The sequence below is a fragment of the Bosea sp. 29B genome (assembly GCF_902506165.1).
In the GTDB taxonomy this organism is placed as follows: Bacteria; Pseudomonadota; Alphaproteobacteria; order Rhizobiales; family Beijerinckiaceae; genus Allobosea.
In genome coordinates this window covers 4,631,512-4,658,383 of the sequence record NZ_LR733817.1, presented here as the reverse complement: position 1 = coordinate 4,658,383, position 26,872 = coordinate 4,631,512, and the positions used below count along the sequence as shown (strand labels likewise).

Below are 26,872 nucleotides of genomic sequence, written 5' to 3'. Positions count from 1 at the left end.
ATGACCGAGATCACCTGTAAGCTGCTCGTCATCGGCGCCGGCCCCGGCGGCTATGTCTGCGCCATCCGCGCCGGGCAGCTCGGCATCGACACCGTCATCGTCGAGAGCGGCAAGCTCGGCGGCAGCTGCCTCAATGTCGGCTGCATCCCCTCCAAGGCGATGATCCATGTCGCCGAGGAATTCGAGAAGGCCGCCCATGCCGCCGCCGGCAAGACGCCGTTCGGCCTCACCGCCGCCGAGCCGAAGCTCGACCTGAAGCAGGCCGTCGCCTGGAAGGACGGCATCGTCCAGCGCCTCAACAACGGCGTCGCCGGCCTGCTGCGCAAGGCCAAGGTCAAGATCGTCCACGGCCAGGCTCGCTTCCGTGACGGCAAGACCGTGGCGGTCGAGACCGAGACCGGCCCCAAGATCATCAAGGCCGAGACGATCGTGATCGCGACGGGCTCTCATCCTGTCGAACTGCCTTTCCTGCCCTTCGGCGGCAATGTCATCTCTTCGACCGGCGCGCTCGCGCTGACCGAACTGCCGAAGCGCCTCGTCGTGGTCGGCGGCGGCTATATCGGGCTGGAGCTCGGCACCGCCTTCGCCAAGCTCGGCAGCAAGGTCACCGTGGTCGAGGCGCAGGACAAGATCCTGCCACTCTACGACGCCGAATTGACGGGGCCCGTCGCCAAGAGCCTCTCGGCCCTCGGTGTCGAGGTCCTGCTCGGCGCCAAGGCGCTCGGCCAGACCGCCAAGGGCGACGGCCTGCGCATCGAGACGGCCGACGGCAAGGAGCGCGAGCTGCCGGCCGACAAGATCCTGGTCACGGTCGGCCGTGCGCCTGCGACGGCCAAGCTCGGCCTCGACGAGCTCGTGCTCGACATGGACGGCCGCTTCATCCGCATCGGCGAACGCTGCGAGACCTCGATGCGGGGCATCTACGCCATCGGCGACGTCACCGGCGAGCCGATGCTGGCCCATCGCGCCATGGCGCAGGGCGAGATGGTCGCCGAGATCGTCGCCGGCGAGCCGCGCGTCTGGGACAAGGCCTGCATCCCGGCGATCTGCTTCACCGACCCGGAGATCGTCACCGCCGGTCTCTCGCCGGCGGAGGCCAAGGCCGCCGGCTTCGAGACCAAGATCGGCCAGTTCCCGTTCCAGGCCAATGGTCGCGCCATGACCCGCCATGGCGAAGCCGGCTTCGTCCGTGTCGTGGCGCGAGCCGACAACCATCTCGTCCTCGGCATCCAGGCCGTCGGGCAGGGCGTCTCGGAGCTTTCCGCCGCCTTCGGCCTCGCCATCGAGATGGGCGCGAGGCTTGAAGACGTCGCTGGCACGATCCACGCCCACCCGACCTTGGGCGAGGGCTTCCAGGAATCGGCACTGAAGGCGCTCGGTCACGCCTTGCACATCTGAGCCTTGCACATCTGAGGCGAACGCAGGCCGGGGTTCAACCCGGCGAGGGTTGACGTAGCGGCTGATGCCGCTTCGACTGGCAGGACGGGTCGCGTCGGACCCGCCCTGACTGCCGGAGCTTTCTGCCGTGACCGAACCCTGCGATCTCGATGCCGTCACCGCCCGCCGCCTGATCGGCGAGAAGAAGCTCTCGGCGGCCGAGCTGCTCGACAGCTGCCTCGCCCGGATCGACGCGGTCGACCCGGCCGTCAACGCCATGGTGGCGCGCGACGACGAGCGGGCGCGGGCGACCGCGAAGGCCGCCGATGCCGCCACCATGCGCGGCGACGCTTTGCCGGCACTGCACGGCCTGCCGATCGGCATCAAGGACCTAGAGGATGTCGCCGGCCTGCGCACCACCTATGGCAGCCCGCTCTTCGCCGACCATGTCCCGACGCAGGACCAGGGCATCGTCGCCTCCGTGCGCAAGGCCGGAGCCGTCATCGTCGGCAAGACCAACACGCCGGAATGGGGCGCCGGCGCCAACACCCGCAATGCCGTCTATGGCGTCACCGGCAACCCGTTCGATCCCTCGCGCTCGGCCGCCGGCTCCTCCGGCGGCTCGGGCGTCGTGCTCGCGACCAACATGGTGCCGATCGCGACCGGCTCGGACACCGGCGGTTCCTTGCGCAACCCGGCTGCCTTCAACGGCATCGTCGGCTTCCGGCCGACGCCGGGGCTGGTGCCGAGCGACAAGCGCCCGCTCGGCTGGAACCCGCTCTCGGTGCTCGGCCCGATGGCGCGCACCGTGCCCGATCTCTGCCTCCTGCTCTCGACGATGGTCAGCGACGACGCCGTCGACCCGCTGGCGACGACGATCCATGGCAAGCAAGTCAGGCGGGCGGAAGACTTCGCCCGGCCGGACCATTGCGATCTCGCCTCGCTGAAGGTCGCGATCACCCCGGATTTCGGCTTCACACCGACCGAGAAGCACATCCGCGAGGTCTTCGCCGACAAGGTCGGCCGCTTCAGCAAGGTCTTCGGCCGGGCTGACGAGGCAACGCCGAACTGCGCCGGCACCGATGAGAGCTTCGAGGTGCTGCGCGCCGTCTCCTTCCTCGCCAGCCATCACGACCGCTCGATCAAGACGCCCGACAAGGTCGGCCCCAATGTCCGCGCCAATGTCGAGGAAGGCCTGCGCTACAGCGCGCTCGACGTCACCCGCGCCCTGAAGCAGCAGACGGTGCTCTATCACGAGTGGCAGCGCTTCTTCGAAGACTACGACGTCATCCTCTCGCCGGCGATGACGCTGTCGCCGCGGCCCTGGTCCGAGCTCTATCCGGCCGAGATTGACGGCAAGCCGACACGGACCTATTTCCACTGGCTGGCGAATGCCTATGCCGTGACGATCGTCGGCCATCCCGCAATCTCGCTGCCGGTCGGGCTCGACCGCAACGGCATGCCCTTCGGCCTGCAGATCGTCGGCCCTCGCGGCGGCGACGCCAAGGTCCTTGCCGTTGCGGCGGCGCTGGAGCAGCTTCTTGCGGGCGATCCGCTGACGGCACGGCCGGTGCCCGATATCGCCAGGCTGAAGGCCGCCCCGAAGCTGGCGGACAGCCCGAATTTTCTTGGCTTCGACTAATCGAGGCCAACCTTTTTCGTCCTATCGAGCAGCAGAAAGAACCGGGTTTATCGGCAAGTCGATTCAATCATAAAAGGGGAGAGATATATGAAGCGTCGTCAGTTCCTGCAGGGCACGGCAGCCGCCGCCCTGCTCGCTCCAACGCTCGCACGAGAGGCTTGGGCCCAGGCACCGAGCGCGACCGTGCTCAAGATGGCGCCACAAGCCAACCTCACCTCGCTCGATCCGATCTGGACGACGGCGACCGTGACCAACAATCACGGCTACTACGTCTACGACACCCTCTATGGCGGCGATCTCGACCTGAAGCCGCAGCCGCAAATGGCCGAGGGCCACGAGATCTCCGCCGACGGCAAGATCTGGAAGATCAAGCTGCGCGAGGGCCTGGCCTTCCATGACGGCCAGCCGGTCCGCTCGATCGACTGTATCGAGAGCCTGAAGCGCTGGTGCCAGCGCGACCCCTATGGCCAGCTCCTGATCAAGGCCGTCGAGGCCTGGGGCGCGCCGGACGAGCGCACCATCGAGATCAAGCTGACCCGGCCCTTCCCGATGATGCTCGACTGCATGGCCAAGGCCGACAACCCGCCCTTCATCATGCCGGAGCGCCTGGCCAAGACCGAGGCGACCAAACAGGTCACCGAGATGACCGGCTCGGGCCCCTACAAGTTCGTCGCCAGCGAGTACGTCTCGGGCAGCCGCGTCGTCTACGAGAAGAACGAGGCCTACAAGCCGCGCAGCGAACCGCCGAGCCGCAATGCCGGCGGCAAGGTCGCGCATTTCAAGCGGATCGAATGGCCGATCCTGCCCGACCCGGCGACCGCCGCCGCCGCCTTGACCAAGGGCGAGATCGACTGGTGGGAACGCCCGCTCGCCGACCTCCAGCCCTTGCTGGCCAAGAGCCCGGATGTCGTCCGCGAGGTCATCGACAAGAACGGCCGCGGCTCGATCATGCGGCTGAACCATCTCCAGCCGCCCTTCAACAATCCGAAGGTCCGCGCCGCGGTTCGCCTGGGCGTCAACCAGGAAGACTATATGCGGGCGTCGCAGGGCGACGACACCACCGCCTGGCAGGTCTGCCGGAATCTGTGGTGGCGCGGCACGCCCTATTACACCGGCGAGCTCGAGGATTTGATGCCGCAGAGCGTCGACAAGGCCAAGGCGGCGCTGAAGGAGTCCGGTTACAATGGCGAGAAGGTCGTCATCATCAACCCGACCGACTTCCCCGATATCGGCCCGCTCGGCGACGTCACCTACGAATTGCTGAAGGCGATGGGCATGAATGTCGAGATGGCGGCCAGCGACTGGGGCACGGTGATCCAGCGCCGCAACAGCCGCGAGCCGGTCGAGAAGGGCGGCTGGAGCATCTTCCACACCACCGGCGCCGCCGTCGGCTGGGGCAACCCGGCGCTCTCCAATCTCGTGCGCGGCCCTGGCGACAAGGGCTGGTTCGGCTGGTGGACCAACACCAAGGCCGAGGAGATGGCGGAGGAATGGCTCTACGCACCGGACGAGGCCAAGCAGAAGCAGGTGGCAGTCGCGCTCGGGCGCCTGGCGCTGGAGGAATGCGCCACGATCCCGCTCGGCCAGTTCGTGATCAAGACCGCCTATCGCAAGGGCCTGACCGGCATGCTGCCGGGCTCGGCGCCTTATCCGTGGGGGCTGAAGCGGGGTTGAAATCTCGCCGTCATTCTCGGGCGGCGCGTAGCGCCGACCCGAGAATCTCATGACGAGAAGGCGCTGGCTGGCGCCTCCTTCGGCCTGAGATGCTCGGGTCAGGCCCGAGCATGACGCCTAACTCAATTCGCCGCCACCGCCGCCGACCAGGGCGAGGCGGCGTCGCTGATGCCTTCCTGCCCGTCCTGCCCGGTTCGCACCATGTTCGGGCAGGCAAAGTTGAGCGGCAGCACGCCATGCTCGACCACGGTTAGCGAGCCGGCTGCCGCCAGCGCATCGAGCGTACCCTCGGGCAGGCGGGCATCGGCGCTGGTGCCGTCGGGACCGGAGACGTCGATGCGCGGCTGGTGCGCGGCATCCTCCAGGCTCATGCCACTGTCGAGAGTGAAGGCCAGCATCTGGTAGACGCTCGCGAGGATGCGCCGCCCGCCCGAGGCGCCGGCGCCATGGCGCGGATAGGCGCCATCGGCAGGGGTCACCACCACCGGACACATATTGCACAAGGGACGGGCTCCCGGCGCGATCGCATTGGCGCTGCCTGGACGCGGGTCAAACCACATCATGCCGTTGTTCATCAGCACGCCGGTGTCGGGCAGGACGAGGCGGCTGCCCATCGAGGACAGCAGGGTCGTGGTCAGCGCGACGATCGTGCCCTCGCCGTCGACCACGGTGAGATGCGTGGTGCAGGTCTCGCCCGGCTCCTTCGCGGCTTGCGCCGCGCCGAGCCCTTCGAGCCGGCTTGCATAGGCCTCGCGCATCACCTGCGACAGCCTGGCGAACCAAGTCGAGTCCGGCCCGCCCTCCGGCGGCGGACTTGCCGCCATGCCCTCGACCACAGCCTGCAAAGTCGGTGCAGCGGTCAGCCCGCCGGCGGTGTGGATCCGGTGCGTGCCGCGCCAGTCGATCACCGGCGCCTCGCGCACGCTCGCGCGGCAGTCGGCGAGGTCCTGCGCATCGACGACGCCACCGGCCGCGGCAATGTCGGCAGCCAATCTCTTCGCCAGCTCGCCGCGATAGAAATCGTCGAGCCCGGCCTTGGCGAGATGTTCGAGCGTCGCACCGAGATTGCCGAGCGTCCGGAAGCCCGGCACGCCCTGATAGGGCGGCACCGGCGGCAAGCCGCCCGGCAGGTAGATGCGGGCGCTCTCCTCGTAAAGCCTGAGCACAGAGGCCGAGGAGGCGATCTTCAGCGTCGTGTACCAGTCCTGCGCCAGACCGCGCCTGGCCAGGACGATCGCGGGCTGAAGCAGCTCGGAGACGGGCATGCTAGTGCCGAACGTCTCCTTCAGCTTGGCGTAGCCGGCAACAGAAGACGGGATGCAGAAGGAGAGCGGTCCGTGGATGTTGCGATCGCCTTCGACCTCCGGCCAGGCGAACAGGTCGAACTTCATCGCGCCGGTCATCGGATAATCGGCCGGATCGGCGCGGCGCGGCGCGACAGGGCCGAAATCCACGACTTGGGCTTTGCTTTCGCCGGCCTTGAGCACAACGCCGAAACCGATGCCGCCGAGTCCACTGTTCCAGGGCTCGACCGCTGCCAGCGCGAAGGCGGTGGCGACTGCGGCATCAGCGGCGTTGCCGCCGGCTTCCAGGATCGCCGCCCCGGCGGCGGCGGCCTCGTGGTTCTGCGAGACGACGACGCCCTTGCGTCCGCGCGCCGAAGGCTTGGTCAGGCTCCAGTTCTGGGTGCGATAGGCCTTGGCGCGGCTCGGCTCGGTCGTCATTGGGCAGGATCCGGTCTCGATAGGGACGCCCCATCGTGGCATGCCGCCATCCGGGCGTCACTTGAGGATGCCTCAAGCCTGCCCCGCGACCGGCGCTCGCCCTGCACCCGAAAACCGGCCCGGCAGCCACGGCGGATGCCGCGCCGCCGGACCGGCCAAATCGGCGTCAGGCGGCAGACCGCAGCTTCACGCCCGGGAAGTCCACAGGGACGTCGAAGGCGACGTTGACGTAGTTGGTGAACAGGTTGAGCGCGACATGCGCCATGATCTCGACGATCTCGCCATCGTCGAAGCCGGCCGCCCGCAACGCCGCGACATCGCTCTCGCCGATCGCGGCGCGGTTCTCGACGACCTTCAGCACGAAGGCGAGCGCCGCCGCGGTGCGTGGATCGCTGGAGAGACCAGCCTGCGCCTCGCTCATCTCGGCAGCGCTGGCACCGGTCTTACGGCCCAGTGCTGTGTGGGCGGCGAGGCAGTAGTCGCAAGCGTTGCGATCGGCGATCGCAACCGCGATCTGCTCACCGAGCTTGGCGCCGAGGCGGCCGCCACCGAGCACGCCGAACGAGCCCCACATGCTCGCCAGCGCAGCCGGCGAGTTGGCGACGGCGCGGAACATGTTCGGCGTCACGCCGAAGGCGTTCTTGATCTCGGCGAGGAGCGGAGCAGCCTCGGCCGACGCCGCGGCTGGATCGATCAGGTTGATACGTGTCATGATCATGGTCCTTCTCTATCGTCTGGAGGGGGAAAACCGGGCGGTGCGCCGATGGCAGTCGACGCGCCGCCCATCCAGCCGGATCACCGGCGGATATCCGCCGGCATCACTTCGCCGGAGCGACCTTGCCGGGCAGGCTGAGATTGCCCGAGGCGACCTTGAAGACATCGGCGACGCAGAGCAGCGGCGCATGCAGGTTGGCGTTGACGCGCAAGCCTGCGGTGACGCCGTCGAAGGAGGCGCCCTTCAGCGCCCCGAGCTTGTCGAGCGGCACATGGACCTCGACCGTGCTGCCGGAAAGCGCGGTCTTGTAGGCTGGGCTGTCGATCAGGAGCGGCACGCCGGGCCAGGTCTCGGGCACACGCGGCTTTGCCCCATCGGGAATATCGCGAACCTTCAGGCCACCACCGCAGGCCTTGTCCTCGGCCAGCACGACCCAGTGCGGGTGCCAGACGTCGCGATTCCTGGCACTCTTGGCGCCGTCGTCGAAGTCGGGGTGGAAGGTCACGGCGAGCGCGACGATACCCTGGCCCTTGTCGAAGCCGACCTCGGCGCTGTCGAGCGAGGTCGGCCAGACATAGGCATAGACCTCGGAGCCGGCGAACTTGCCGGTCGCGGCGGGCTTGGCGGCGCCGGCATCGCCACGCAGGCGGCTGCGGAAGATTGCATGGCCGTGATCGGTAGTGATCGCGGTCTCGATGATGTCGAACGAGGCCTGCACGGCCTGATTGCCGGCGCTCTTGATCTCATGTGCCCCGGCGGCGCCGACCAGGCACAGCGCGGCCGTTGCGGCGAGGCCGATACCCCGCAGCTCAAATCTCTTCATGGTGTTTGATCCTTCCTAGCGGTTCGTCTGGAGGGGTGCGGACGCCGTGAAGTCCCGCCAGGTGGCAGCCTGGGCGGACGGCTCCGCGGTTTCATGCTCGCCGCAATCGAGCCGGAGATGCCGGGTCCCGAAAGCGGCGTTCACGAAGGCGCAATGATGCGGCATGTCAGTGCCGGGATGGGCCTTCGGCCGGAAATGGCGGCAGGTCACGCAAGCGCGCTGTTCCGGCAAGGCGCCGGCGAGCTGCAGCGAGCGGATCAGCTTGACGACGAGCAGGAGCAGATCGGCCTGCTCGGCGGCGGACAGGCCAGCTAACGCTGTATTGGTCGCCGTGGTGGAAAGCCCGATCGCCTTGACCGCATCGCGTCCCGCCTCGGTGACCCGTACCGCGACCGCGCGCGCATCGCTGGCATCCGGCCCCTTGGTGACTAGGCCCTTGCGCTCCAACGCCGCGATCGAATCCGTCGCGGTTGGCTGCGTCACCCCGAGATGCTCGGCGATCGCCCGGACGCGCAGCCCGGCTTTGCCGCGGCCGGCAAGGAAGGAGAGCACATGCGCCTGCGTCGGATTAAGGCTGACCGCATTCGCCGCAGACCATTGATCGGCCTTCAGCACGCTCGCCAGCCGCTCAAGCCCCTCGCGAAGGCGCTGCGGAAGAGGCTCGGAGCTGGTGTCGAACGCTGTCATGCCAATTGAATAGGATTCCTATGTAATAACGTCAAGCCGATTTACGGCCCACCCGCCGCTTGCTGCTGACGGGAAGCTCTAATGCGCCTGACGCTCCTCGCCTGGCAGATGCACCACCGCCTTGATCGGCAGGTGATCGGAGGCCAGCCGCGACAATTCGGTGTCGTGCAGCTGGACCTGCGTGATCGTTTCGGCGGGATAGGCGACGATGCGGTCGAGCGCCCAGATCGGGAAGCGCGCCGGGAAGCTCGGGATCGCCGCCTGCAGCGGCCCGAATTTCGGCGCCAGCCCGTGCAGGCTGGACTTCTTGCCGATCCGCCATTCGTTGAGGTCCCCCATCAGAAAGATCGGGCGCCCGTCGGTCGGCTTGGAGGCGTTGATCAGCGTTTCGACCTGGCGCGAGCGCGAATGGCGCAGCAGCCCGAGATGCGCCGCGACCACCCGGATCGGTGAGCCGCAGACCGTGAGATCGGCGATCAGCGCTCCGCGCGGCTCGACACCGGGCAGGACGAGCTGGCGCGTCGCAGTCACCGCCCCATCGCGGAAGAGCACGACATTGCCGTGCCAGCCATGGCCCTGCCAGGCGCTCTGCACCGGCACCGGCTTCAGGCCCGTGCGACGCTCGAGGCGGGCGAGGTCGAGCAGCCCGGAGCGCTCGCCGAAGCGCTGGTCAGCCTCCTGCAGCGCCACGACATCGGCGTCGATCTGGCGGATCACCTCGATGATCCGGTCGGGATCGAAGCGGCGATCGCGGCCCACGGCCTTGTGGATGTTGTAGGAGGCGATCCTGAGCTCCGCGGCCGGCGGCGTGCTGGCGAGCGCCGGCTGGCCAGCAGCTTCGCGCGTCCAGCTCGACATCTGCGGCGGCCGCAGCACCCTGATCCGGCGCAAGCCGCGCCCTTCGAATTCCAGCATCCGGCCGGCGTCTCCAATCGCTCGCCCAGGCTCGTTAGCAAGAGCCTTGCCAAGATCAATCCCCGAAAGGCGCGACGGTTCGATCGGTCCCGGGCAAACGACTCGCCTGACTGAGCGTTAGCGGAAAAGCCAGGCTGGCGCAGCATGTCGATCAACCAGTCTCGACCTGTTGATCGCGACCGAGATGCCAAGCGCTACGATACGGGCACAATGTCTGCGGTGATGAGTTGTGCCGGCTCGCCTGCCGCCGGATTGCGCACCAGGCGCGGCGCAGTCGCATCGAGCAGCGGCAGAGCCGCGGCCCCGAGCGCAGCCGTGAGCTGACCGGTGGTGCCGCGCTGGATACGCGGGATGGCGCGGTCGCCACGCCTGGCGACGGTGAGCGGCAGCGGTTCGGTCGCCGCGATCAGCGCGTCGATGACGCTGTCCGGCAGCGCACCGCCGAGGATGATCGTCTCCGGGTCGAACAGGTTCTCCAGCATGGCGAGCACCGGCGCGAGCAGCGGTCCGGCCTGGGCGATCCAGCCGATCAGGGCCGGGTGCCCCTCGGCATGAAGCCGCGCAATGCTGGCCGGGTCGACCTGAACGATACCGGCCTGGCGCAGGATCTCCTGCAAGGCCGAAGGCGAGACATAGCGCTCGAGGCAGCCTTCGCGGCCGCAGACGCAAGGCAGGCCCTGCGGTACCGCCGGAACATGTCCGAGCTCGCCGGCATTGCCTTGGGCGCCTCGGTAAGGCTCACCACCGAGCATCAGTCCGAGACCGAGACCGAGGCCGAAATAGACCAGGCAGAAATGCCGGAGGTTCCGGCCAATGCCATAGAGATGCTCGCCGACGGCCGCTGCCGTCGCATCGTTCTCGACCGTCACGGAGGTCGACAGCGCGGCGCCCATCAGCGCGGTGACGTCGCGCCCGGTCCAGCCCGGCAGTGCCGTCGAGCCGACGGTGATCGTCCCCTCGAAATCGAACGGGCCGGGCATGACGACGCCGCAGCCGAGCAGGCGATCCGGCAGGCCCCTCGTCGCTCGCGCTCGCTTGAGTTCGGCCGCTGCCAGCGCCTGCACCGCTTCGACCGAAAGGTCCGGCACGGGCACGACCCGCTGCGCCCTGACCTCACCGGCGAGGTCGACAAGGACCGTGGTGATATGGTCGGCGGCGATCTCCATGCCGGCGGTCACACCGCCATCGGCGTTGAGGGCGAACTCGACCGGCGGCTGGCCGCGCGCCGTGCGCCGGCGCCCGAGCTCGATCAGGAAGCCCTCTTCCAGCAGCTCGGCGACGATGTTGGAAACAGCCTGCGCCGTCAGCCGAGTCAGATTGGCGATGTCGGAGCGGCCGAGCCGGCCATGCTGGCGCAACGTCTCCAGAACGACCCGCCGGTTATGGCGACGCGCCCGCTCAGGGTTGGTGCCGAGGGCGGCGCTGTGCGCGGCCGGAGGCTTGCGATGCGGCATGGTAGGCGGCCTCTCCTGTTCGCACAGGCTGCGCCGGCCATTAAACCAATTCAAGTGAATTAATATGTTGACAGCGGATGAGCGCCGGGAAAGCATGCCCGCTGAACGTCCGGCAGCCGGGAGCGAGCATGCGGGCGGGCGTCGCAACCAGACGGGGAGGAAGATCCATGCGCTGCTTTCGCGGACTAGTCCTGGGCATTGCCATGTCGATCGGCACCATTGCCGGCGCGCGCGCCCAGGCGGTCGAGATCGAGTATTGGCAATATGTCTTCGACGCCCGCATCAAGGCGATGAACGAGCTGATCAAGCGCTTCGAGGTCGCCAATCCCGGCATCAAGGTCAAGCACACGACCTTCCCCTATGCCGACTACCAGACCAAGATCGCCGCCGCCGTGCCGGCCGGCCAGGGGCCGGACGTGGTCCAGCTCTATTATGGCTGGCTCGACAATTTCGTCGGCGCCAAATTCATCCAGCCGCTGCCGCGCGACGCCTTCCCGCACGACGTGATCGAGAAGGAATTCTACCCGATCGTCCAAACGATGAAGCGCGACGGCGAGTATTACGGCCTGCCGACCGCGGTGCGCACGCTGGCGCTGTTCTACAACAAGAAGCTGTTCCAGGAGGCCGGGCTCGACCCGAACAAGCCGCCGCAGACGCTCGACGACTATCTCGAAGCCGCCAAGAAGACGGTGAAGCGCGACGCCGCCGGCAACATGCTCTCGGCCGGCGCCGTGATCGACATGCCAGGCCAGGACCTGCACTGGTGGCGCGAGGTGCTGCTGCGCCAGATGGGCGGCAAGCCCTATTCCGACGACAACAAGACCGTCGCCTATGACAGCGAGGCCGGCGCCAAGGCGCTGAACTGGTATGCCGACCTGCAACGCGTCCACAAGGTCGGTCAGGCCGGCTTCATGGACGAGGGCCAGGCCGCCTTCCGCGCCGGCCGCGCCGCGATGACGGTCGACGGCTCCTTCCGCCTCGGCGCCTTCGGCGGCATCAAGAACTTCGAATGGGGCGTGGCCGAGCTACCGGCGAGCGCCGACGGCAAGCGCTCGAACTTCGCCAGCTATTGGGTCAACGCGATCACCGCCAAGCCGACCGGCGCCAAGCTCGAGGCAGCCAAGAAGTTCATGGCCTTCACCACCTCGCCGGAAGCGATGCAGGTCTGGCTCGACATGGTCGGCGAGCTCCCCGCCCGCAAGGCTGCGGCCGAGACCGAGAAGAACCTCGCCCACCCGATCTACGGTCCCTTCCTCAAGGCGCTGAACTACTCGCAGGCCACCATCTTCGTCGACGAGTTGGCGCAGCGCCAGGTCGGCCTCGACATGGCCAATCGGGTGTTCATCCAGAACCAGGACGCCAAGACCTCGCTCGCCGAGGCGGCCAAGGCCGAGCAGGCGATCCTCGACCGCTTCTACAAGAAGTGATCGCGCAAGACGCAATCGCGACAGCCTGAAGCATCCCAGCACGGCAGGACGCGCCATGACCGCCGACACCGACGTCGCCCGCTCCGGCGGGCGCCTCTGGCAGGGCCTCACCTTGCAGCAGAAGCAGGTGGTCTGGGCCTGGGGCTTCCTTGCCGTGCCGATCCTGTTCTACGGGCTGATCCGCTTCTACCCGACGGTCGAGGGCTTCATCATCTCGACCACGAACTGGAACCTGATGAATTCGCCTTCCTATGTCGGGCTGGCGAACTTCAAGCGGCTGATGGCCGATCCGGTGTTCTGGCAGGTGTTCCGCAACACCTTCCTCTATCTCATCATCGGCACGCCGCTCAGCCTCGTGCTCGCCTTCACCATCGCCTACCATCTCGACCGCGTCCGCTTCATGCACGGCTTCATCCGGGCCCTGTATTTCCTGCCCTTCCTGACCACGGCGACGGCGATGGCCTGGGTCTGGCGCTGGTTCTACCAGCCGGTGCCCATCGGCCTGATCAACGACCTGCTGTCCTCGGTCGGCCTGTCGCAGCAGCCCTTCCTGCGCTCGACCACGCAGGCACTGCCGGCGGTGCTGGCGCCGGCGATCTGGGCCGGCCTCGGCTTCCAGGTCGTGATCTTCCTCGCCGGCCTGCGCGCCATTCCGACGACCTATTACGAGGCGGCGCGCATCGACGGCGTTTCCGACTTCGCCATCCTCAGGAAGATCACGCTGCCCCTGCTCAAGCCGACCATCATCTTCCTGGTCGTCTTCTCCTCGATCGGCTTCCTGCGCATCTTCGACCAGGTCTACAACATGACCAGCGGCGATCCCGGCGGCCCGCTCAACGCGACCAAGCCGCTGGTGCTGATGATCTATCAGACCGCGTTCTCCTCCTTCGACATGGGCTATGCGGCGGCGCAGACCGTCGTGCTCTTCCTCGTCCTGCTCAGCATCTCGCTGGTGCAGTTGCGCCTGCTGAGGGACCGTTGATGACCGACGCCACCCTCTCCCCCCGCTTCGCGCCCGGCCGCGTCGTCGCCTGGCTGCTGCTGCTCGCCGGCGGCCTTTTGATGCTGACGCCGCTGCTCTTCATGTTCTCGACCTCGCTGAAGGACTCGGCCGACATCTACGATCTCCGGCTGATCCCGGCGGCGCCGACGCTCGACAACTACCGGACCGTGCTCTCGGACGGGCGCTTCCTGCGCTGGTTCTGGAATTCGCTGGCGATCGCGACGATCGTCACCCTGTCGAACGTCTTCTTCGACAGCCTGGTCGGCTACACGCTCGCCAAGTTCCAGTTCCGCGGCCGTTATCTCGTCTTCCTGGCGATCCTCTCGACGCTGATGATCCCGACCGAGATGCTGGTCATCCCCTGGTACGTCATGGCCAAGAACTTCGGCTGGCTCGACAGCTACTGGGGCATCATGTTCCCGGGCATGATGACGGCCTTCGGCACCTTCCTGATGAAGCAGTTCTTCGAGACGGTGCCGACCGACTTCCTGGAGGCGGCGCGCGTCGACGGACTCAACGAGTTCACGATCTTCTGGCGCATCGCCCTGCCGCTGGTGACGCCGGCGCTCTCGGCACTGGCGATCTTCACCTTCCTCAGCAACTGGACCGCCTTCATCTGGCCGCTGATCGTCACCACCAGTAAGGAACTCTACACGCTCCCGGTCGGGCTCGCCTCCTTCGCCGTCGAATCGCAGATCCAGTGGGAGCTGATCATGACCGGCGCCGCGCTCGCGACGCTGCCGACGCTCGCCATCTTTCTGCTGCTGCAGCGCTACATCGTCCGCGGGGTCGTGCTCGCCGGGCTCAAGGGATGAACACGATGACCGCCCACACCGATCCACGCAGCAGCGACAACTCCGTCTTCCCCGATCCCGTCTACAAGGAGACGGTACTGCGTCCACTCTTCGACGCAGTGAAGACACATCACGTGGCGGGCTTCCGTGCCGTCGACCGCGCCCATCTCGTCATGCTGGCCGAGACCGGCATCCTCTCCCGCGAGACCGCGTCCAGCATCGCCCGCGCCCTGATCGAGATCGAACGCGAGATCGACCCTGCGACGCTGACCTATACCGGCGAGGTCGAGGACTATTTCTTCCTGGTCGAGGCCGAGCTGCGCAAGCGCCTGAAGCCCGACGACAATGGCCGCCTGCACACCGGCCGCTCGCGCAATGACATCGAGCACACACTGTTCAAGCTGGCGCTGAAGCCGAGGCTCGACAGACTCGCCGCCCAGCTACGCTCCCTGATCGCCGCCGCCTTGATGCTGGCCGAGCGCGAGAAGGAAACCCTGATCGTCGCCTATACCCATGGCCAGCCGGCCCAGCCCTCGACGCTCGGCCATTACCTCTCAGCCGCGATCGAGGTGATGCTGCGCGACCATCGGCGCCTGGTGCAGGCACGCGAATTGCTCGATCTCTGCCCGCTCGGGGCCGCGGCGATCACCACCTCCGGCTTCCCGCTCGACCGGCACCGCACCGCCCATCTCCTCGGCTTCAAGGCACCGCTGCAGAACTCCTATGGCTGCATCGCCGCGGTCGACTACGTCACCGGCATCTTCGGCGCGGTCGAGCTCGTCTTCCTGCATCTCGGCCGGCTGATCCAGGACCTGCAGTTCTGGACCGCCTTCGAGGTCGGCCAAGTCTACGTCCCCAACGCCTTCGTGCAGATCTCCTCGATCATGCCGCAGAAGCGCAATCCCGTACCGATCGAGCATCTGCGCCATCTCGCCTCGCAGAGCGTCAGCCGCGCCCGCATGGTCCGCGACATCGTCCACAACACGCCGTTCACCGACATGAACGACTCGGAGGGCGAGACCCAGGAGGCCGGCTACCAGACCTTCGAGAGCGGCGGGCGCGTGCTCAAGCTGCTCGCGGCGCTGCTGCCGGCGCTCTCGGTCGACAGCCGCCGCGTCGCCGAGACGATCCGGCGCTCCTGCATCACCATAACCGAGCTCGCCGACACGCTGGTGCGCAAGGAAGGCCTCTCCTTCCGGGCAGCGCATGAGGTCGCCTCGGCGGTTGCCCGGGCCGTCGTCGCCGCAGATGCTGACCTGCCGCGCGATGGCTACGCGCCCTTCCTCGACGCCTTCCGCCACGCCGCCGGCCGCGAGCCTGCTCTCAGCCGCGAGGACTTCGCCATCGCCGTCTCGCCCGAGAACTTCGTCGCCCTGCGCGAGCGCTTCGGCGGGCCGGGCCCGAAAGTCCTCGGCGAGGCCCTTGCGGGCTATCGCGCCGAACTCGCCGCAGCCGAGGATGCTGCAGCCGTGATCACCGCGCGCGAGGACGCAGCCCGCCGCGAACTGGATGACGCCTTCACCGCCCTTGCAGGAGCCGCCTGATGGCCGGGATCGCGATCGAGAAACTGGTCAAGCGCTATGGCACGACGCAGGTCGTTCATAGCATCGACCTCGATATCCAGGATGGCGAGTTCGTCGTCTTCGTCGGCCCTTCCGGCTGCGGCAAGTCGACGACCCTGCGCATGATCGCCGGCCTCGAGGAGATCAACGACGGCACGATCGCGATCGGCGGGCGCATCGTGAACCGGCTCGAGCCGAAAGAGCGGAACATCGCCATGGTGTTCCAGAACTATGCGATCTACCCGCATATGAGCGTCGCCGAGAACATCGCCTTCGGCCTCTACACGTCCAAGCTCGACAAGGCAGCCAAGCGCAAGCGGGTCGAGGAGGTCGGCGAGGTGCTCGGTCTGACCAAGCTGCTGGAACGCCGCCCCTCCGCTCTCTCCGGCGGCCAGCGCCAGCGCGTCGCCATCGGCCGCGCCATGGTGCGCGACCCCGCCGTCTTCCTGTTCGACGAGCCGCTCTCCAATCTCGACGCGCAATTGCGCGCGCAGATGCGGCTCGAGATCAAGCGCCTGCATCAGCGGCTGGGCACCACCATCGTCTTCGTCACCCATGACCAGGTCGAGGCGATGACGCTGGCCGACCGGATCGTGGTGATGCGCGACGGCCATATCCTCCAGGTCGGCGCGCCGATGGAGCTCTACGAGAAGCCGGCCGATGTCTTCACCGCCCGCTTCATCGGCTCGCCGACGATGAACATCATGCCTGCGAAAGCTGCCCACGGCACGCTGCAACTCGGCGAGACCCCGCTGGCATGGTCCGCTGCGCTCCCGGCCGATATCCTCGTCGGCGTCCGGCCGCAGGAGCTGCGCGTACTGGGCGAAGGCGAAGCCGCCGACCTCACCCTCACTGGCACGGTGGCCGTGGTCGAGCCGCTGGGCCCCGAGACCTTCGTCCATGTCGAGGCCGAAGGCGGGCTGCTGCTCGCCTCGGCCCCGGCCAAGAACCCGCCGGCCGTCGGCAGCGCCGTCAGGCTGGGCGCCTCGGCCTCGGGCTTGCGCCTGTTCGACGCCAAGAGCGAGCGCGCTCTGTGACCTCGCGACGGCCACGACCGGACGGGCTCGTGCTCAGCACCGGCCGGCTCTATTGCGACCTCGTCTTCCGCGGGCTCAACGCGATGCCGCGCCTCGGCGAGGAACGTTTCGCCGACGATGTCGCGATCGTGCCTGGAGGCGGCGGCTTCATCACCGCAGCCCATCTCGTCGGGCTCGGGCGGCCCGCTGCCCTGCTGGCGCGCCTCGGAGAAGACCCGCTTTCGCAATCACTCCTGCCGGCGCTCGGCCGCAGTGGCGTCGAGCTCACCTTCCTGGAGCGCGCGGCCGATGCCGGCCCACAGCTCACCGTCGCGATGGTGCAGGATGGCGAGCGCGCCTTCCTCTCCCGCCGCGCCGGACCGGCTCGCCCGGCAACGCTCCCCACCGCACTCGGCGATGTCCGCGCGGCCCATCTCCACATCGCCGAATTCGCGACCTTGGCCGAGATTCCGCATCTGGTGACCGATGCCAGGCATCACGGCCTCACCGTCTCGCTCGACCCGAGCTGGGACGATGCGCTGATCCGCTCGCCCGAGCTCGTCGCACTCTGCAACGGCGTCGACATCTTCCTGCCGAACGCCTCCGAAGCGCGTGCGATCGCCGATTGCGACGATCTCGACACCGCCGGCCGGCGACTCGCCCAGCACTTCGCGATGGTCGTGATCAAGGATGGCGGCGACGGCGCCCGCCTCTACGAGGGCCGGGAGAGCCTCGCGCTCCCGGCCGCGCCTTGCCAGGGCGTGCTCGACACCACCGGTGCGGGCGATGCCTTCAACGCCGGCTTCCTCGCGGCCTGGCTCGGTGGAAGCTCCCCCGAACGCGCCCTCGCCGAAGGCATCGCCTGTGGTACGCTCTCGGTCCAGAGTGTCGGCGGCGCCGGCCATGTGCTCGATCCGCGCCAGGTCGCCCGTATCGCCGACCAACTGCTTGAAGAGCCCCTGCGCCGCCATGGTTGAAGCCCTGCTCACTCGCGAGGCGGCCGAAGCCGCCGCCGTCGCACGCCGCCAGCACGCGGAGAATGGCGCAGTCATCGCCGATCTCGTTGCGCGCCTGCGCATCAAGCGCCCGGCCTTCGTCGCGACCTGCGCGCGCGGCTCCTCCGACCATGCCGCGACCTATGGCAAATATCTGATCGAGCGCACGCTCGGCCTGCCCGTCGCCTCTCTCGGCCCCAGCCTCGCCTCGGTCTATGGCGGCGAGCTCGACCTCTCCCGCGCCGTGTTCATCGCCGCCTCGCAATCCGGCCGCAGCCCCGATGCCTTGCTGCTGACCGAGGCAGCGAAGCGGGCCGGCGCGCTCGTCGTCGGCTTCGTCAACGACGAGGCCTCGCCGCTCGCCGGCATGGTCGATGTGCTCGTGCCGCTGCGGGCCGGCGCAGAACGGAGCGTCGCCGCAACCAAGAGCTTCCTCGCCACCTGCTTCGCCTTCCTGCATCTGACGGCGGAGTGGGCACAGGACGAAGCCCTGAACACTGCCCTCACGCAGGCGCCCGAGGCGCTCGACGCCGCCGGGCGCTGCGACTGGACGCCGGCCCTGCTCTCCTGGCGCGAGGCCAGCAGCCTCTATGTGATCGGCCGGGGGCTTTCCTTCGGCATCGCCCAGGAGATCGCGCTCAAGTTCAAGGAAACCTGCCGCATCCATGCCGAGGCCTTCAGCGCTGCCGAGGTGCTGCATGGCCCGCTTGCGCTGGTCGGTCCGGGCTTCCCGGCACTCGCACTCGATCCGGGCGACGAGGGCAGCGAAAGCGTCCGCGCGGCGGCTGCAGCATTCGCCCGGCTCGGCGCCGATCTGCGCTATGCCAGCGGTGGTCCTGGCGTGGGAGAGAGCCTGCCGCTGCCGCCTGATCTGCCGGCCGCCTTGCTGCCACTGGCACAGGTCCGTGCCTTCTATGGTGCTCTCGCGGCGCTCGCGCAGAGCCGCGGCCTCGATCCCGACCGTCCGCCCCACCTTTCCAAGGTGACGCAGACAGTCTGAGCCGATCTCACTTGCCGAGCACGAGGTTCGGCAGCCAGGTCGTCAGCGGCGGCCAGAGCGTGATCGCGGCGAGCACCGCCAACAGCGGTAACAGCCAGGGCACGATCGCCCGCGACATCGCCTCGAACGAGATCTTGGCGATCTTCGACGTTACGAACAACACGACGCCGACCGGCGGCGTGATCGTGCCGATCATCAGGTTGAGCACGAAGATCAAGCCGAACTGGATCGGGTCGATGCCGAACTGCGCCGCCGCCGGCGTCAGGATCGGGATCAGGATCAGCATCGCCGCCAACGCTTCCATGAAGCAGCCGACGAAGAGCAGCAGCAGGTTGACGATCAGCAGGAAGATCAGCGGATTGCCGGCGAGGTCGACCAGCATCGGCCCCACCGTCTGCGGGATGCGCGAGATCGACAGGCACCAGCCGAGCGCCGCCGCGCTCATCACCAGCGCCAGCACGACGCCGGTGGTCTCGACCGTCTGCACCACCAGCTCGGGCAGGTCGTTCAGCGAAAAGCTCTTGTAGACGAAGAGGCCGAGCACGATCGCATAGGCGGTCGCGACCGCAGCCGCTTCCGTCGGCGTGAAGATGCCGGCCATCATCCCGCCGAACAGGATGACGGGCGTCATCAGCGCCCAATGCGCTTCCTTGTAGGCGATCCAGAGCTGGGCCATGCCGGGGAAAGGATGGCGCGGCAGGTCGCGCTTCCCCGCGACATAGACCACCATCGCCATCAGCGCGCCGGCCATCAGCAGGCCGGGGATGACACCGGCGAGAAAGAGCCCGCCGATCGAGACGTCAGCGGAAACACCGTAGATCACCATCGGCAGCGAGGGCGGGATGATCGGCCCGATCGTCGCGGAAGCGGCAGTAATTGCCGCCGCCGTCTCGGGATCATAGCCCTCGTCCTGCATCGCCTTGATCTCGAGCGTGCCGACACCGCCGGCATCGGCCACGGCCGAGCCCGACATGCCGGCGAAGATCACGCTGGCGAGGATGTTGGCATGGCAGAGGCCGCCGCGCAGCCAGCCGACGCAGGCTGTGGCGAAGGCGAAGATCCGGTCGGTGATCCCCGCCGAATTCATGATGTTGCCCATCAGGATGAAGAGCGGCGCCGCCAGCAGCGGGAAGGAATTGGCGGATTGCGCGATCTTCTGCGGAACGATGCCGAGCGGGAAGCCGCCGAAATAGGCGAAGGCGATCGCTGCCAGCCCCATCGAGACGAAGAGTGGCACACCCATCAGCAGCGCGATGAACCAGACCGGCAGGATCTGCAGCATCAGGGTGCTCATAGCGGCTGGGTCCCCGGTTCGGCGGCCTCGACCTTGCGGCCGGCGACAACGTCGCCGATCTCGGCCAGTGCCTGCAGGATGAGGGCGAGGCCGGCGAGGGGCATCACCACGTAGAGCGCCGCGCTCGACACCGGCAGCGCGATCGACTCGACGTCCCAGGTCCGCTCGATCAGCCCGAAGGAATAGCAGCTCAGGATCGCGGCGAAGAGGATGATCGCGGCTTGCGTCACGATTTCCAGCAGACGCCCGGCCGGCTTCGGCAGCAGGTCAGCAAAGACGGTAATGCGGATATGCGAGCGTCTCCGCGCCGCGATGATCCAGCCGACGAAGCCGGTCCAGACCAGCAGGTATTGCGCCAGCTCATCGGTCCAGGCGAGCGGGGCATTGAGCTGGCGCGAGGCAACGCCGAGCAGGACTGCGATGAGCAGCGCCAGCAAGAGGCCGACAGCGGCGGCGCGAACCAGGCGATCGGAGAGGGAGACGAGGGATTTCACGGGACAGCAAGCCCTGATGTCAGATGATAAAAAGGCCAACGCACTGCCGTCATGCTCGCCCTTGTGGCGAGCATCCACGTCTTGAACACCGCATACGATCAGTGAAACGAAGACGTGGATGGTCGGGACAAGCCCGACCATGACGGGTGCTGACCGATGCCCGCTTAAAGCGCTGCGAGCGCGTCCCAGGTGCCCTTGCCCCATTTGCTCTCGAACTGCTTGGGCAGGCTCGCCAGCACCGGCTTGCTGAAGCTTTCGAGGTCCGGCTCGGTGACGCTCATCCCGGCAGCCTTCAGCGTCGCGACGAGGCTGCCCTCCTGGCTCGCCAGCTCGGCATCCTGCCAGGCGACGCCATTGGCGATCGCCGCCTCCAGGATCGTCCGGTCGGCGTCCTTCAGCCCTTTCCAGAAGTCCTGGTTCACTATGATCAGGCGCGGCGTGATGATGTGGCCGGTCAGGATCAGGTGCTTCTGCACCTCCTGCAATTTGGCGCTGTGGATGGTCGGCAGCGGGTTCTCCTGGCCATCGACCGCGCCCTGGCTCAGCGCCAGATAGAGTTCGTTGAAGTTGACCGGCGTCGCCTTGGCGCCCCAGGCCTCGACCATGGCGCGGAAAGTGTCGACCGGCGGCACGCGCAGCTTGAGACCAGCGACGTCGGCGGCGCTCTTCACGGCCTTCGAGCCTGTCGTCAGATGGCGCTTGCCGTAATAGGTCACCGCAGCCATGCGCATGCCGCGCTTCTTGACGAGCTCGTCGTTCATCTGGGTGAAGACCGGCGCCTTGGCGACCTTGGCCATATGCGCGGGATCGCGCCAGAGATAGGGCGCCTCGACCACCGAGAGCTGCGGCAGGAAGGAGCCGAGCGCGGCGGCGCCGTCGGTCGTCATGGTCAGCGCGCCCGAGGCGACCGATTCCATCATGTCCTTGCCGGAACCGAGCTGGCCGGCGGGGAAGGACTGGATGTCGACGCGGCCGGAGGTCTTCTCCTTCACCTCCTTGGCGATGCGGTCGACCATCTGCACCTGCGGATGCGTGGTCGGCAGCATCTCGCCCCAGCGCAGCACGGTCGCCTGTGCGCGCAGCACGCTCGGCATCGCGATCATGCCGCCGGCCGCGGCGGAGCCGGCGAGAAAGGCCCGTTTCGTCAGCTTGGTCATCGTGTTCTCCTCCCTGAACGGCCGGTTTTCCGGCTCGCTGTTCCGGCGCCTCGGTCTCGATCGGCGCCTGATCGCTGGTCAGTAGCTCATCGCCCTCGTCCGGGCGTTGTTGATATGCGCGCTCATCTCCGCCGCAGCCGCCTCGGGATCGCGCGATTCGATCGCGGCGATGATCTTGAGATGATCCTGCATCACCGGGATCAGGATGTGGTTCTGGATCCGCGTCTCGTATTGCCGGATCAGCCTGATCTTCAGCCAGGTGACGCGGAAGGCCTGGCTGACGATGTCGTTGTCGAGATGGTCGATGATCATCTCGTGCATCAGCCGGTCGACATTCTCGGCATCCTCGATCAGCGTCTCGTCGCCACCGGCCTGCGCCCGGCCGATGATCGCCTCATGGCGCTGGCGCTGCTCGGCAATCTCCTCGTCGGTCGCGGTCCGCGTATAGGCCGCCGTCGCCTCCTTCTCGAGGAAGAGGCGGAACTGGAAGGCGTTGCGGATCAGGTTGAGATCGACATGGGCGACCTGCATGCCGCGCTGCGGCACAGTCTTGATCAGCCCTTCCGCCTCGAGCCGCGGGATCAGCTCGCGAATCGCGCCAAGCGGGAAGCCCGTCATGGCGACGAGCTCGCGCTGGGTGACGAACTGGCCCGGCCGGATCTCGCGGGCGAGCAGCCGCTCGGTGAAGCTGGCATAGGCCCGCTCCCTGAGCTTCAGCGGCTCGCCGTCGCGGTCCGGCTCGGACTGGCTCATCGTTTCCTCCTCAGGCAGCCTTGGCGCGGGTGATGCGGTCGAAGGCGGCGAACAGCGCCTTGCGCTGGCCCTCGTCGAGCGCAACCAGCGGCGCCCGCATCGGCCCATAGCCGGCATCGCCATGGAGATGGCCGACCAGCGCCTTGACCGCCGGCAGCACCGGATAGGAGCAGATCTCGTCGACCAGCGCGTTTACCGTCGCGTCCTCGGCGCCTTCATAGACGACCGGGCGCAGCAGATGCGGCACGAGGTTGGCAGCGCCACAGATCGAGCCCTGCGCGCCGGCGCGGACGGCTCGGCCAAGCAGGCGCTCGTCGCCGACCAGGATGGCGAGCTCGCCATGCGCCTCCAGGAAGGCCTCGGTCGTCGGGTAGTCGCAGGAGGAATCCTTGACGCCGGTGACCACGCCCGGAAAGGCCTTCTTCAGCCGCTCGACCAGCCCGACGGAGATGTCGACCGCGGTGACCGAGGGGATGTGGTAGAGGATGGTGTTGCGGGCGGAGGCGCCGAGCTTCTCGAAGAACTGCGAGAACCAGGCATAGAGCCCCTCGTCGCCAACGCCCTTGAAGTAGAAGGGCGGCGCGACCAGCAGGCCCTTGGCACCGACATTGAGCGCAGTCTGCGCCTGGTCGACCGCCTCGTGCAGTGAAGACGCGGCGACGCCGGCATAGATCTGCTTGGCCGGGTCGATGCCGGCGCCGACCAAAGCGCCGAGCATGGCGGTGCGGGCCGGGCTGCCGAGCGCCGCGCCCTCGCCGGTGGTGCCGAACAGCGTGACGCTGTCGCAGCCATGGCTAAGCACATGCTTGGCGTGGTGGACGAGCCGCGGCAGATCGACGGCGCCGCCTTCCCGCATCGGCGTGGTGATGGCGCAGGAGAGGCCGAAGCGGTTGGGATTCAGAGCCATTGCGAAGCGTCTTTCCGTGAGATGTGCGATTGGGAGATTGGGCAGGCGATATCAGCCATCCTTGAGACCCCCGGCGGAGAGGCCGGCGACGATCTCGCGCTGGGCGAGGACGGTCAGAAGCAGGACGGGCAAGGTCACGAGCAAAGCGGCGGCCGCGAGCGGGCCCCAGGAGATCTGCTCGAAGGTCAGCGAGTTGTAGACGGCCGACGGGAGCGTGCGGCTGGCCTTGCCGCCGAGCACGACCGAGAAGATGAAGTTGTTCCAGGAGAAGATGAAGGCGAGGATGCCGCCGACGACGATGCCGGGCCGCGCCAATGGCAGAGCGACATGGCGGAAGGCCTGCCAGGTCGTGGCGCCGTCGATGCGGGCGGCGTCCTCCAGCTCCATCGGCACGTTCTCGAAGTACCCGATCATGATCCAGACGATGATCGGGATGGTGATGACGAGATGGGTGATCACCAATGCCGTCACCGTGCCGACGAGGCCGGTGATCTGGAAGAGCAGGAAGAGCGGGATCAGGTAGGACAGCGCCGGCGTCATCCGCGCGACCAGGATCAGGATCGCGAACTTGTGGGCCTTGCCGCGGGCGATGCCGTAGCCGGCGGGCACGCCGACAGCCAAGCCCACCAGCACGGCCCCGCCCGTCACCAGGATCGAGTTCCAGAGGTAGAGCGCGAAATTGTTCTTCTCGAAGACGTCGAGATAGTTGGCGAAGGTCGGCGGGCTCGGGATGAACACCGGCGGGAAGGCGGTGTTGTCGAGCTCGTTCTTCAGCGAGAGCGAGATCATCCAGAGGAAGACCAGCACAGCCGGCGAGACCAGCACGAAGACCGAGGCGTAGAAGCCGAATTTCGAGAGGAGCCGCTTCATCACGCGTTCCACTTCGACTTCTGGCGCGCATAGAGCAGCAGCAGCGACAGCATGATGATGATGACGAAGAAGATCACCACGACCGCCGAGGCGTAGCCGATCTTGTAGAACTGGAAGGCCTGCAGATAGAGGAAGATGTTGAGCGTCTCGGACGCCGTCCCGGGGCCACCCTGGGTGATCACGAAAATCGTGTCGAAGGCCTTCAGCGCATCGATGGTGCGGATCACGATCGCGACCATGATGAACGGCCAGACCAGCGGCAGCGTGATGTGCCGGAACATGTGCCAGGCATTGGCGCCGTCGATCAGCGCAGACTCGTAAGGTTCTCGCGGCAACCCGGCCAATCCGCCGAGCACGATCAGCATGACCAGCGGCGTCCAGTGCCAAACCTCGACCAGGATCAGCGTCGGGATCACGGTACCCGGCGAATAGACCCAGGCCTGCGGGCCGATGCCGACCAGCGAGAGCAGGTAGTTCAGCACGCCGAGCTGGGGATGGAACATCATCGTCCAGACCAGCGCGACCGCGACGGGCGTCGCCATCATCGGCATGACGAAGATGGTGCGCAAAAGGCCACGGAACGGGAATTCGCGATGGAAGACCAGCGCCGCCGCCGTGCCGAACAGGATCGGCAGCACCACCGCAAGCACCGTGTAGTAGAAGGTGTGCCCCATCGACTCGATGAAGCGCGCATCGCGGAAGAGCTCGGCGAAGTTCTGCAGGCCGACAAATTCCGGCCCGCCGCCGATCTTCCAGTCCTGGCTCGACATGTAGAGCGTGAACAGCCAGGGGAAGACGATCACGCCTGCGATGATCAGCACCGCCGGCAAGGAGAACAGCCAGTAGCGCGGGGTGAAATCCCGCGAGTCGGCCGCCGAGCGCGGCGCCGGGCTCGCGAGATTGCTGGCTGGCAAGGTGGTGCTGGTCATCTGCTGCTCTGGAAACTCACACCGTCATGCTCGCCCTTGTGGCGAGCATCCACGTCTTGAACTCACGCCGGCTCGCAGGACGACGTGGATGGTCGGGACAGGCCCGACCATGACGCGCCCATGGGCCTGCCTCAGCCCTGCTCGCTCTTCGCCAGCACCGGCGCAAAGGCTTCCGTCGCCTTCTTCAGCTCGGCTGCGACATCGGCGCCGCCGATCGCATTGGTCAGCGCCACCCCGAAGACATCACGGAACTCGGTGACCGGGACGATCTGCGGCAGCGCGGCGCGGGCGATCTTGGCCGAGTTCAGCAGGCAGTCGAAATACTGCTTGCCGAATTTCGAGGCCTCGATCGTCGCCGTGTCGAGATAGGCCGAGGAGCGGGCCGGAGCGCCGGCGCCAGCCTTGAGCATGGCGAGCTGCTGGACCTTGTTGGTGATGAACTGGATGTAGAGCCAGGCTGCCTCCTTCTTGGAGGAGCCACGCGAGATGCCGATGCCATCGCCGAACATGCCGGCATGGTGCGCCTTCGGCCCAGGCGGCGTGACGCCATAGCCGACCTTGCCGACGATGCGCGACTTGCTGGGGTCCTCGAGCGGCGTCGCAAAGCCGATGCCGTCGAGCCACATCGCGGCGCGGCCCTGCATGAAGGTGGTCTGGCATTCGTTCCAGTTGAAGCCGACGGAACCGACCGGGCCGGTGTCCTTGTTGAGCTTCTTGTAGAGCTCGGCGGCCCAGATCGCCTCGGGCGTATCGGTCAGGAGCTTGCCATCCGCCGAGGTGGTCTCGACGCCCTGGCCGAGCAGAAGGCAGGCCCAGACCGGGACGTTGGCGTTCTTCAGGCCGCGCGAGACGAAGCCGGCGACACCCTTGGCGGGGTCGTGCAGCTTGGCGGCGGCGAGCGCCATCTCGTCCATGCTCTTGGGATAGGCGACGCCCTTCGCGTCGAACAGTTCCTTGTTGTAGTAGAGCATCCAGTAGTCGACGAAATAGGGCAGCGTATCGAGCGCCCCATCGGCCTGGCGGGCATAGGCGACGGCGCCGGCGCCGAAATCCTCGAAGTTGAAATCGGGCGAGGTCAGCGAGGCGTCCTTGATCATGGGCGAGAGGTCGGCGAACCATTTGCCCTTGGCCGCCATGCGCTTCTGCACATGCAGCGAGATCGCGCTGACGTCGAAGCTCGGCTTGCCCGAGGCGAACTCGATCACCGCCTTCTGGCGCTGCTGTTGCTCCGGCACCTGCTCGGAGGAGACCTTGATGCCGGTGAGCTCAGTGAACTCCTTCTCGGCGGCCTGGAACAGGTCCGAGCGCGGGTTCTTGACGAGCAGCACGTCTATCGACTGGCCGGAGAAGCGCTTCCAGTTGAAGGCGGCCTGGGCGTGCGCCTCGCGCAGCACCAGCGGCGAGGCGATGGCGCCGGTCGCGCCGAGCGCGGCGGCGCCGCGCAGCAGACCACGCCGCGTCGGCTTCAGAATCTCGGTCATGGATGTCCTCCCCTGGACTGATGCGCGGCCGTTACGGGCCGTCTTGGCGTGCCGTCTTGATCCTGTTCCGGCAGGCGGGCTCAGCATGGCCCACACCCGCCGGAATGGTGCGCACGCTAGTCCGGAACGAAGGCGGTTGCAAGCTAACATGTTGACGTGCACATAGTGATGCAACACGA

The 26,872-nt window shown here is 67.2% G+C and carries 24 protein-coding genes; 10 read left to right on the top strand and 14 right to left on the bottom strand.

The window, feature by feature from the left end:
• The 3 genes from lpdA (at position 1) to GV161_RS22655 (ending at position 4,693) form a co-directional block, all read left to right on the top strand.
• Positions 1 to 1,398, top strand: coding sequence for a dihydrolipoyl dehydrogenase (lpdA, locus tag GV161_RS22665; RefSeq protein WP_152013364.1), 1,398 nt, complete (start codon positions 1 to 3; stop codon positions 1,396 to 1,398).
• Positions 1,399 to 1,525: 127 nt separating this feature from the next.
• Positions 1,526 to 3,019, top strand: coding sequence for an amidase family protein (locus GV161_RS22660; RefSeq protein WP_152013365.1), 1,494 nt, complete (start codon positions 1,526 to 1,528; stop codon positions 3,017 to 3,019).
• Positions 3,020 to 3,106: 87 nt separating this feature from the next.
• A complete protein-coding gene (locus GV161_RS22655; RefSeq protein WP_152013366.1) occupies positions 3,107 to 4,693 on the top strand; it encodes an ABC transporter substrate-binding protein in 1,587 nt (528 codons plus the stop codon).
• A 122-nt stretch (positions 4,694 to 4,815) separates the two neighbouring features.
• Here the strand turns inward: GV161_RS22655 and GV161_RS22650 are convergent, their stop codons facing one another.
• The 6 genes from GV161_RS22650 to GV161_RS22625 form a co-directional block, all read right to left on the bottom strand.
• Entirely contained in the window at positions 4,816 to 6,417 is a 1,602-nt protein-coding gene (locus GV161_RS22650; RefSeq protein ID WP_152013367.1) for a gamma-glutamyltransferase, read from the bottom strand.
• A 166-nt stretch (positions 6,418 to 6,583) separates the two neighbouring features.
• Positions 6,584 to 7,129 carry a carboxymuconolactone decarboxylase family protein gene (locus tag GV161_RS22645; RefSeq protein ID WP_152013368.1) on the bottom strand — a complete coding sequence of 182 codons (546 nt, stop codon included), beginning with the start codon at positions 7,127 to 7,129 and terminating at the stop codon, positions 6,584 to 6,586.
• Positions 7,130 to 7,235: 106 nt separating this feature from the next.
• Positions 7,236 to 7,955: a hypothetical protein gene (locus GV161_RS22640; protein WP_152013369.1), complete on the bottom strand. Its 720-nt coding sequence runs from the start codon at positions 7,953 to 7,955 to the stop codon at positions 7,236 to 7,238.
• Positions 7,956 to 7,970: 15 nt separating this feature from the next.
• Positions 7,971 to 8,642: a MarR family winged helix-turn-helix transcriptional regulator gene (locus GV161_RS22635; protein ID WP_152013370.1), complete on the bottom strand. Its 672-nt coding sequence runs from the start codon at positions 8,640 to 8,642 to the stop codon at positions 7,971 to 7,973.
• A gap of 78 nt (positions 8,643 to 8,720) precedes the next feature.
• Positions 8,721 to 9,557: an endonuclease/exonuclease/phosphatase family protein gene (locus GV161_RS22630; RefSeq protein ID WP_244623953.1), complete on the bottom strand. Its 837-nt coding sequence runs from the start codon at positions 9,555 to 9,557 to the stop codon at positions 8,721 to 8,723.
• A gap of 194 nt (positions 9,558 to 9,751) precedes the next feature.
• Entirely contained in the window at positions 9,752 to 11,011 is a 1,260-nt protein-coding gene (locus tag GV161_RS22625; RefSeq protein WP_152013371.1) for an ROK family transcriptional regulator, read from the bottom strand.
• A gap of 203 nt (positions 11,012 to 11,214) precedes the next feature.
• Here GV161_RS22625 and GV161_RS22620 point away from each other — a divergent pair, with 203 nt between their 5' ends.
• The 7 genes from GV161_RS22620 (at position 11,215) to GV161_RS22590 (ending at position 18,808) form a co-directional block, all read left to right on the top strand.
• Positions 11,215 to 12,438: an extracellular solute-binding protein gene (locus GV161_RS22620; RefSeq protein WP_244623972.1), complete on the top strand. Its 1,224-nt coding sequence runs from the start codon at positions 11,215 to 11,217 to the stop codon at positions 12,436 to 12,438.
• A gap of 55 nt (positions 12,439 to 12,493) precedes the next feature.
• A complete protein-coding gene (locus tag GV161_RS22615; protein WP_152013373.1) occupies positions 12,494 to 13,420 on the top strand; it encodes a sugar ABC transporter permease in 927 nt (308 codons plus the stop codon).
• Positions 13,420 to 14,256 carry a carbohydrate ABC transporter permease gene (locus tag GV161_RS22610; protein ID WP_152013374.1) on the top strand — a complete coding sequence of 279 codons (837 nt, stop codon included), beginning with the start codon at positions 13,420 to 13,422 and terminating at the stop codon, positions 14,254 to 14,256. Before GV161_RS22615 ends, GV161_RS22610 begins: the two co-directional genes overlap by 1 nt.
• A gap of 5 nt (positions 14,257 to 14,261) precedes the next feature.
• Entirely contained in the window at positions 14,262 to 15,779 is a 1,518-nt protein-coding gene (locus GV161_RS22605; RefSeq protein WP_152013375.1) for an argininosuccinate lyase, read from the top strand.
• Positions 15,779 to 16,834, top strand: coding sequence for a sn-glycerol-3-phosphate ABC transporter ATP-binding protein UgpC (gene ugpC, locus GV161_RS22600; protein ID WP_152013376.1), 1,056 nt, complete (start codon positions 15,779 to 15,781; stop codon positions 16,832 to 16,834). Before GV161_RS22605 ends, ugpC begins: the two co-directional genes overlap by 1 nt.
• 83 nt (positions 16,835 to 16,917) lie before the next feature.
• Positions 16,918 to 17,790 carry a PfkB family carbohydrate kinase gene (locus GV161_RS22595; RefSeq protein ID WP_152013594.1) on the top strand — a complete coding sequence of 291 codons (873 nt, stop codon included), beginning with the start codon at positions 16,918 to 16,920 and terminating at the stop codon, positions 17,788 to 17,790.
• The gene (locus GV161_RS22590; RefSeq protein WP_152013377.1) at positions 17,783 to 18,808 is read left to right on the top strand and encodes an SIS domain-containing protein; all 1,026 of its coding nucleotides are present in this window, start codon (positions 17,783 to 17,785) and stop codon (positions 18,806 to 18,808) included. The genes GV161_RS22595 and GV161_RS22590 overlap by 8 nt, the downstream gene beginning before the upstream one ends.
• A 7-nt stretch (positions 18,809 to 18,815) precedes the next feature.
• On the opposite strand, the gene GV161_RS22585 is transcribed toward GV161_RS22590, so the two are convergent.
• The 8 genes from GV161_RS22585 to GV161_RS22550 all read right to left on the bottom strand — a co-directional run bounded on the left by GV161_RS22585 (position 18,816) and on the right by GV161_RS22550 (position 26,693).
• Positions 18,816 to 20,102, bottom strand: coding sequence for a TRAP transporter large permease (locus GV161_RS22585; protein ID WP_152013378.1), 1,287 nt, complete (start codon positions 20,100 to 20,102; stop codon positions 18,816 to 18,818).
• Positions 20,099 to 20,596, bottom strand: coding sequence for a TRAP transporter small permease (locus tag GV161_RS22580; protein ID WP_244623954.1), 498 nt, complete (start codon positions 20,594 to 20,596; stop codon positions 20,099 to 20,101). Before GV161_RS22580 ends, GV161_RS22585 begins: the two co-directional genes overlap by 4 nt.
• A 164-nt stretch (positions 20,597 to 20,760) precedes the next feature.
• Positions 20,761 to 21,753 carry a sialic acid TRAP transporter substrate-binding protein SiaP gene (locus GV161_RS22575; protein WP_152013379.1) on the bottom strand — a complete coding sequence of 331 codons (993 nt, stop codon included), beginning with the start codon at positions 21,751 to 21,753 and terminating at the stop codon, positions 20,761 to 20,763.
• Positions 21,754 to 21,831: 78 nt separating this feature from the next.
• Positions 21,832 to 22,506: a GntR family transcriptional regulator gene (locus tag GV161_RS22570; RefSeq protein ID WP_152013380.1), complete on the bottom strand. Its 675-nt coding sequence runs from the start codon at positions 22,504 to 22,506 to the stop codon at positions 21,832 to 21,834.
• Positions 22,507 to 22,516: 10 nt separating this feature from the next.
• Positions 22,517 to 23,413 carry a dihydrodipicolinate synthase family protein gene (locus GV161_RS22565; protein ID WP_152013381.1) on the bottom strand — a complete coding sequence of 299 codons (897 nt, stop codon included), beginning with the start codon at positions 23,411 to 23,413 and terminating at the stop codon, positions 22,517 to 22,519.
• Between the two features lie 51 nt (positions 23,414 to 23,464).
• Positions 23,465 to 24,283: a carbohydrate ABC transporter permease gene (locus GV161_RS22560; RefSeq protein ID WP_152013382.1), complete on the bottom strand. Its 819-nt coding sequence runs from the start codon at positions 24,281 to 24,283 to the stop codon at positions 23,465 to 23,467.
• Entirely contained in the window at positions 24,283 to 25,212 is a 930-nt protein-coding gene (locus GV161_RS22555; RefSeq protein ID WP_152013383.1) for a sugar ABC transporter permease, read from the bottom strand. The genes GV161_RS22560 and GV161_RS22555 overlap by 1 nt, the downstream gene beginning before the upstream one ends.
• Before the next feature lie 131 nt (positions 25,213 to 25,343).
• Positions 25,344 to 26,693: a sugar ABC transporter substrate-binding protein gene (locus GV161_RS22550; RefSeq protein ID WP_152013384.1), complete on the bottom strand. Its 1,350-nt coding sequence runs from the start codon at positions 26,691 to 26,693 to the stop codon at positions 25,344 to 25,346.
• Positions 26,694 to 26,872: the final 179 nt, after the last annotated feature.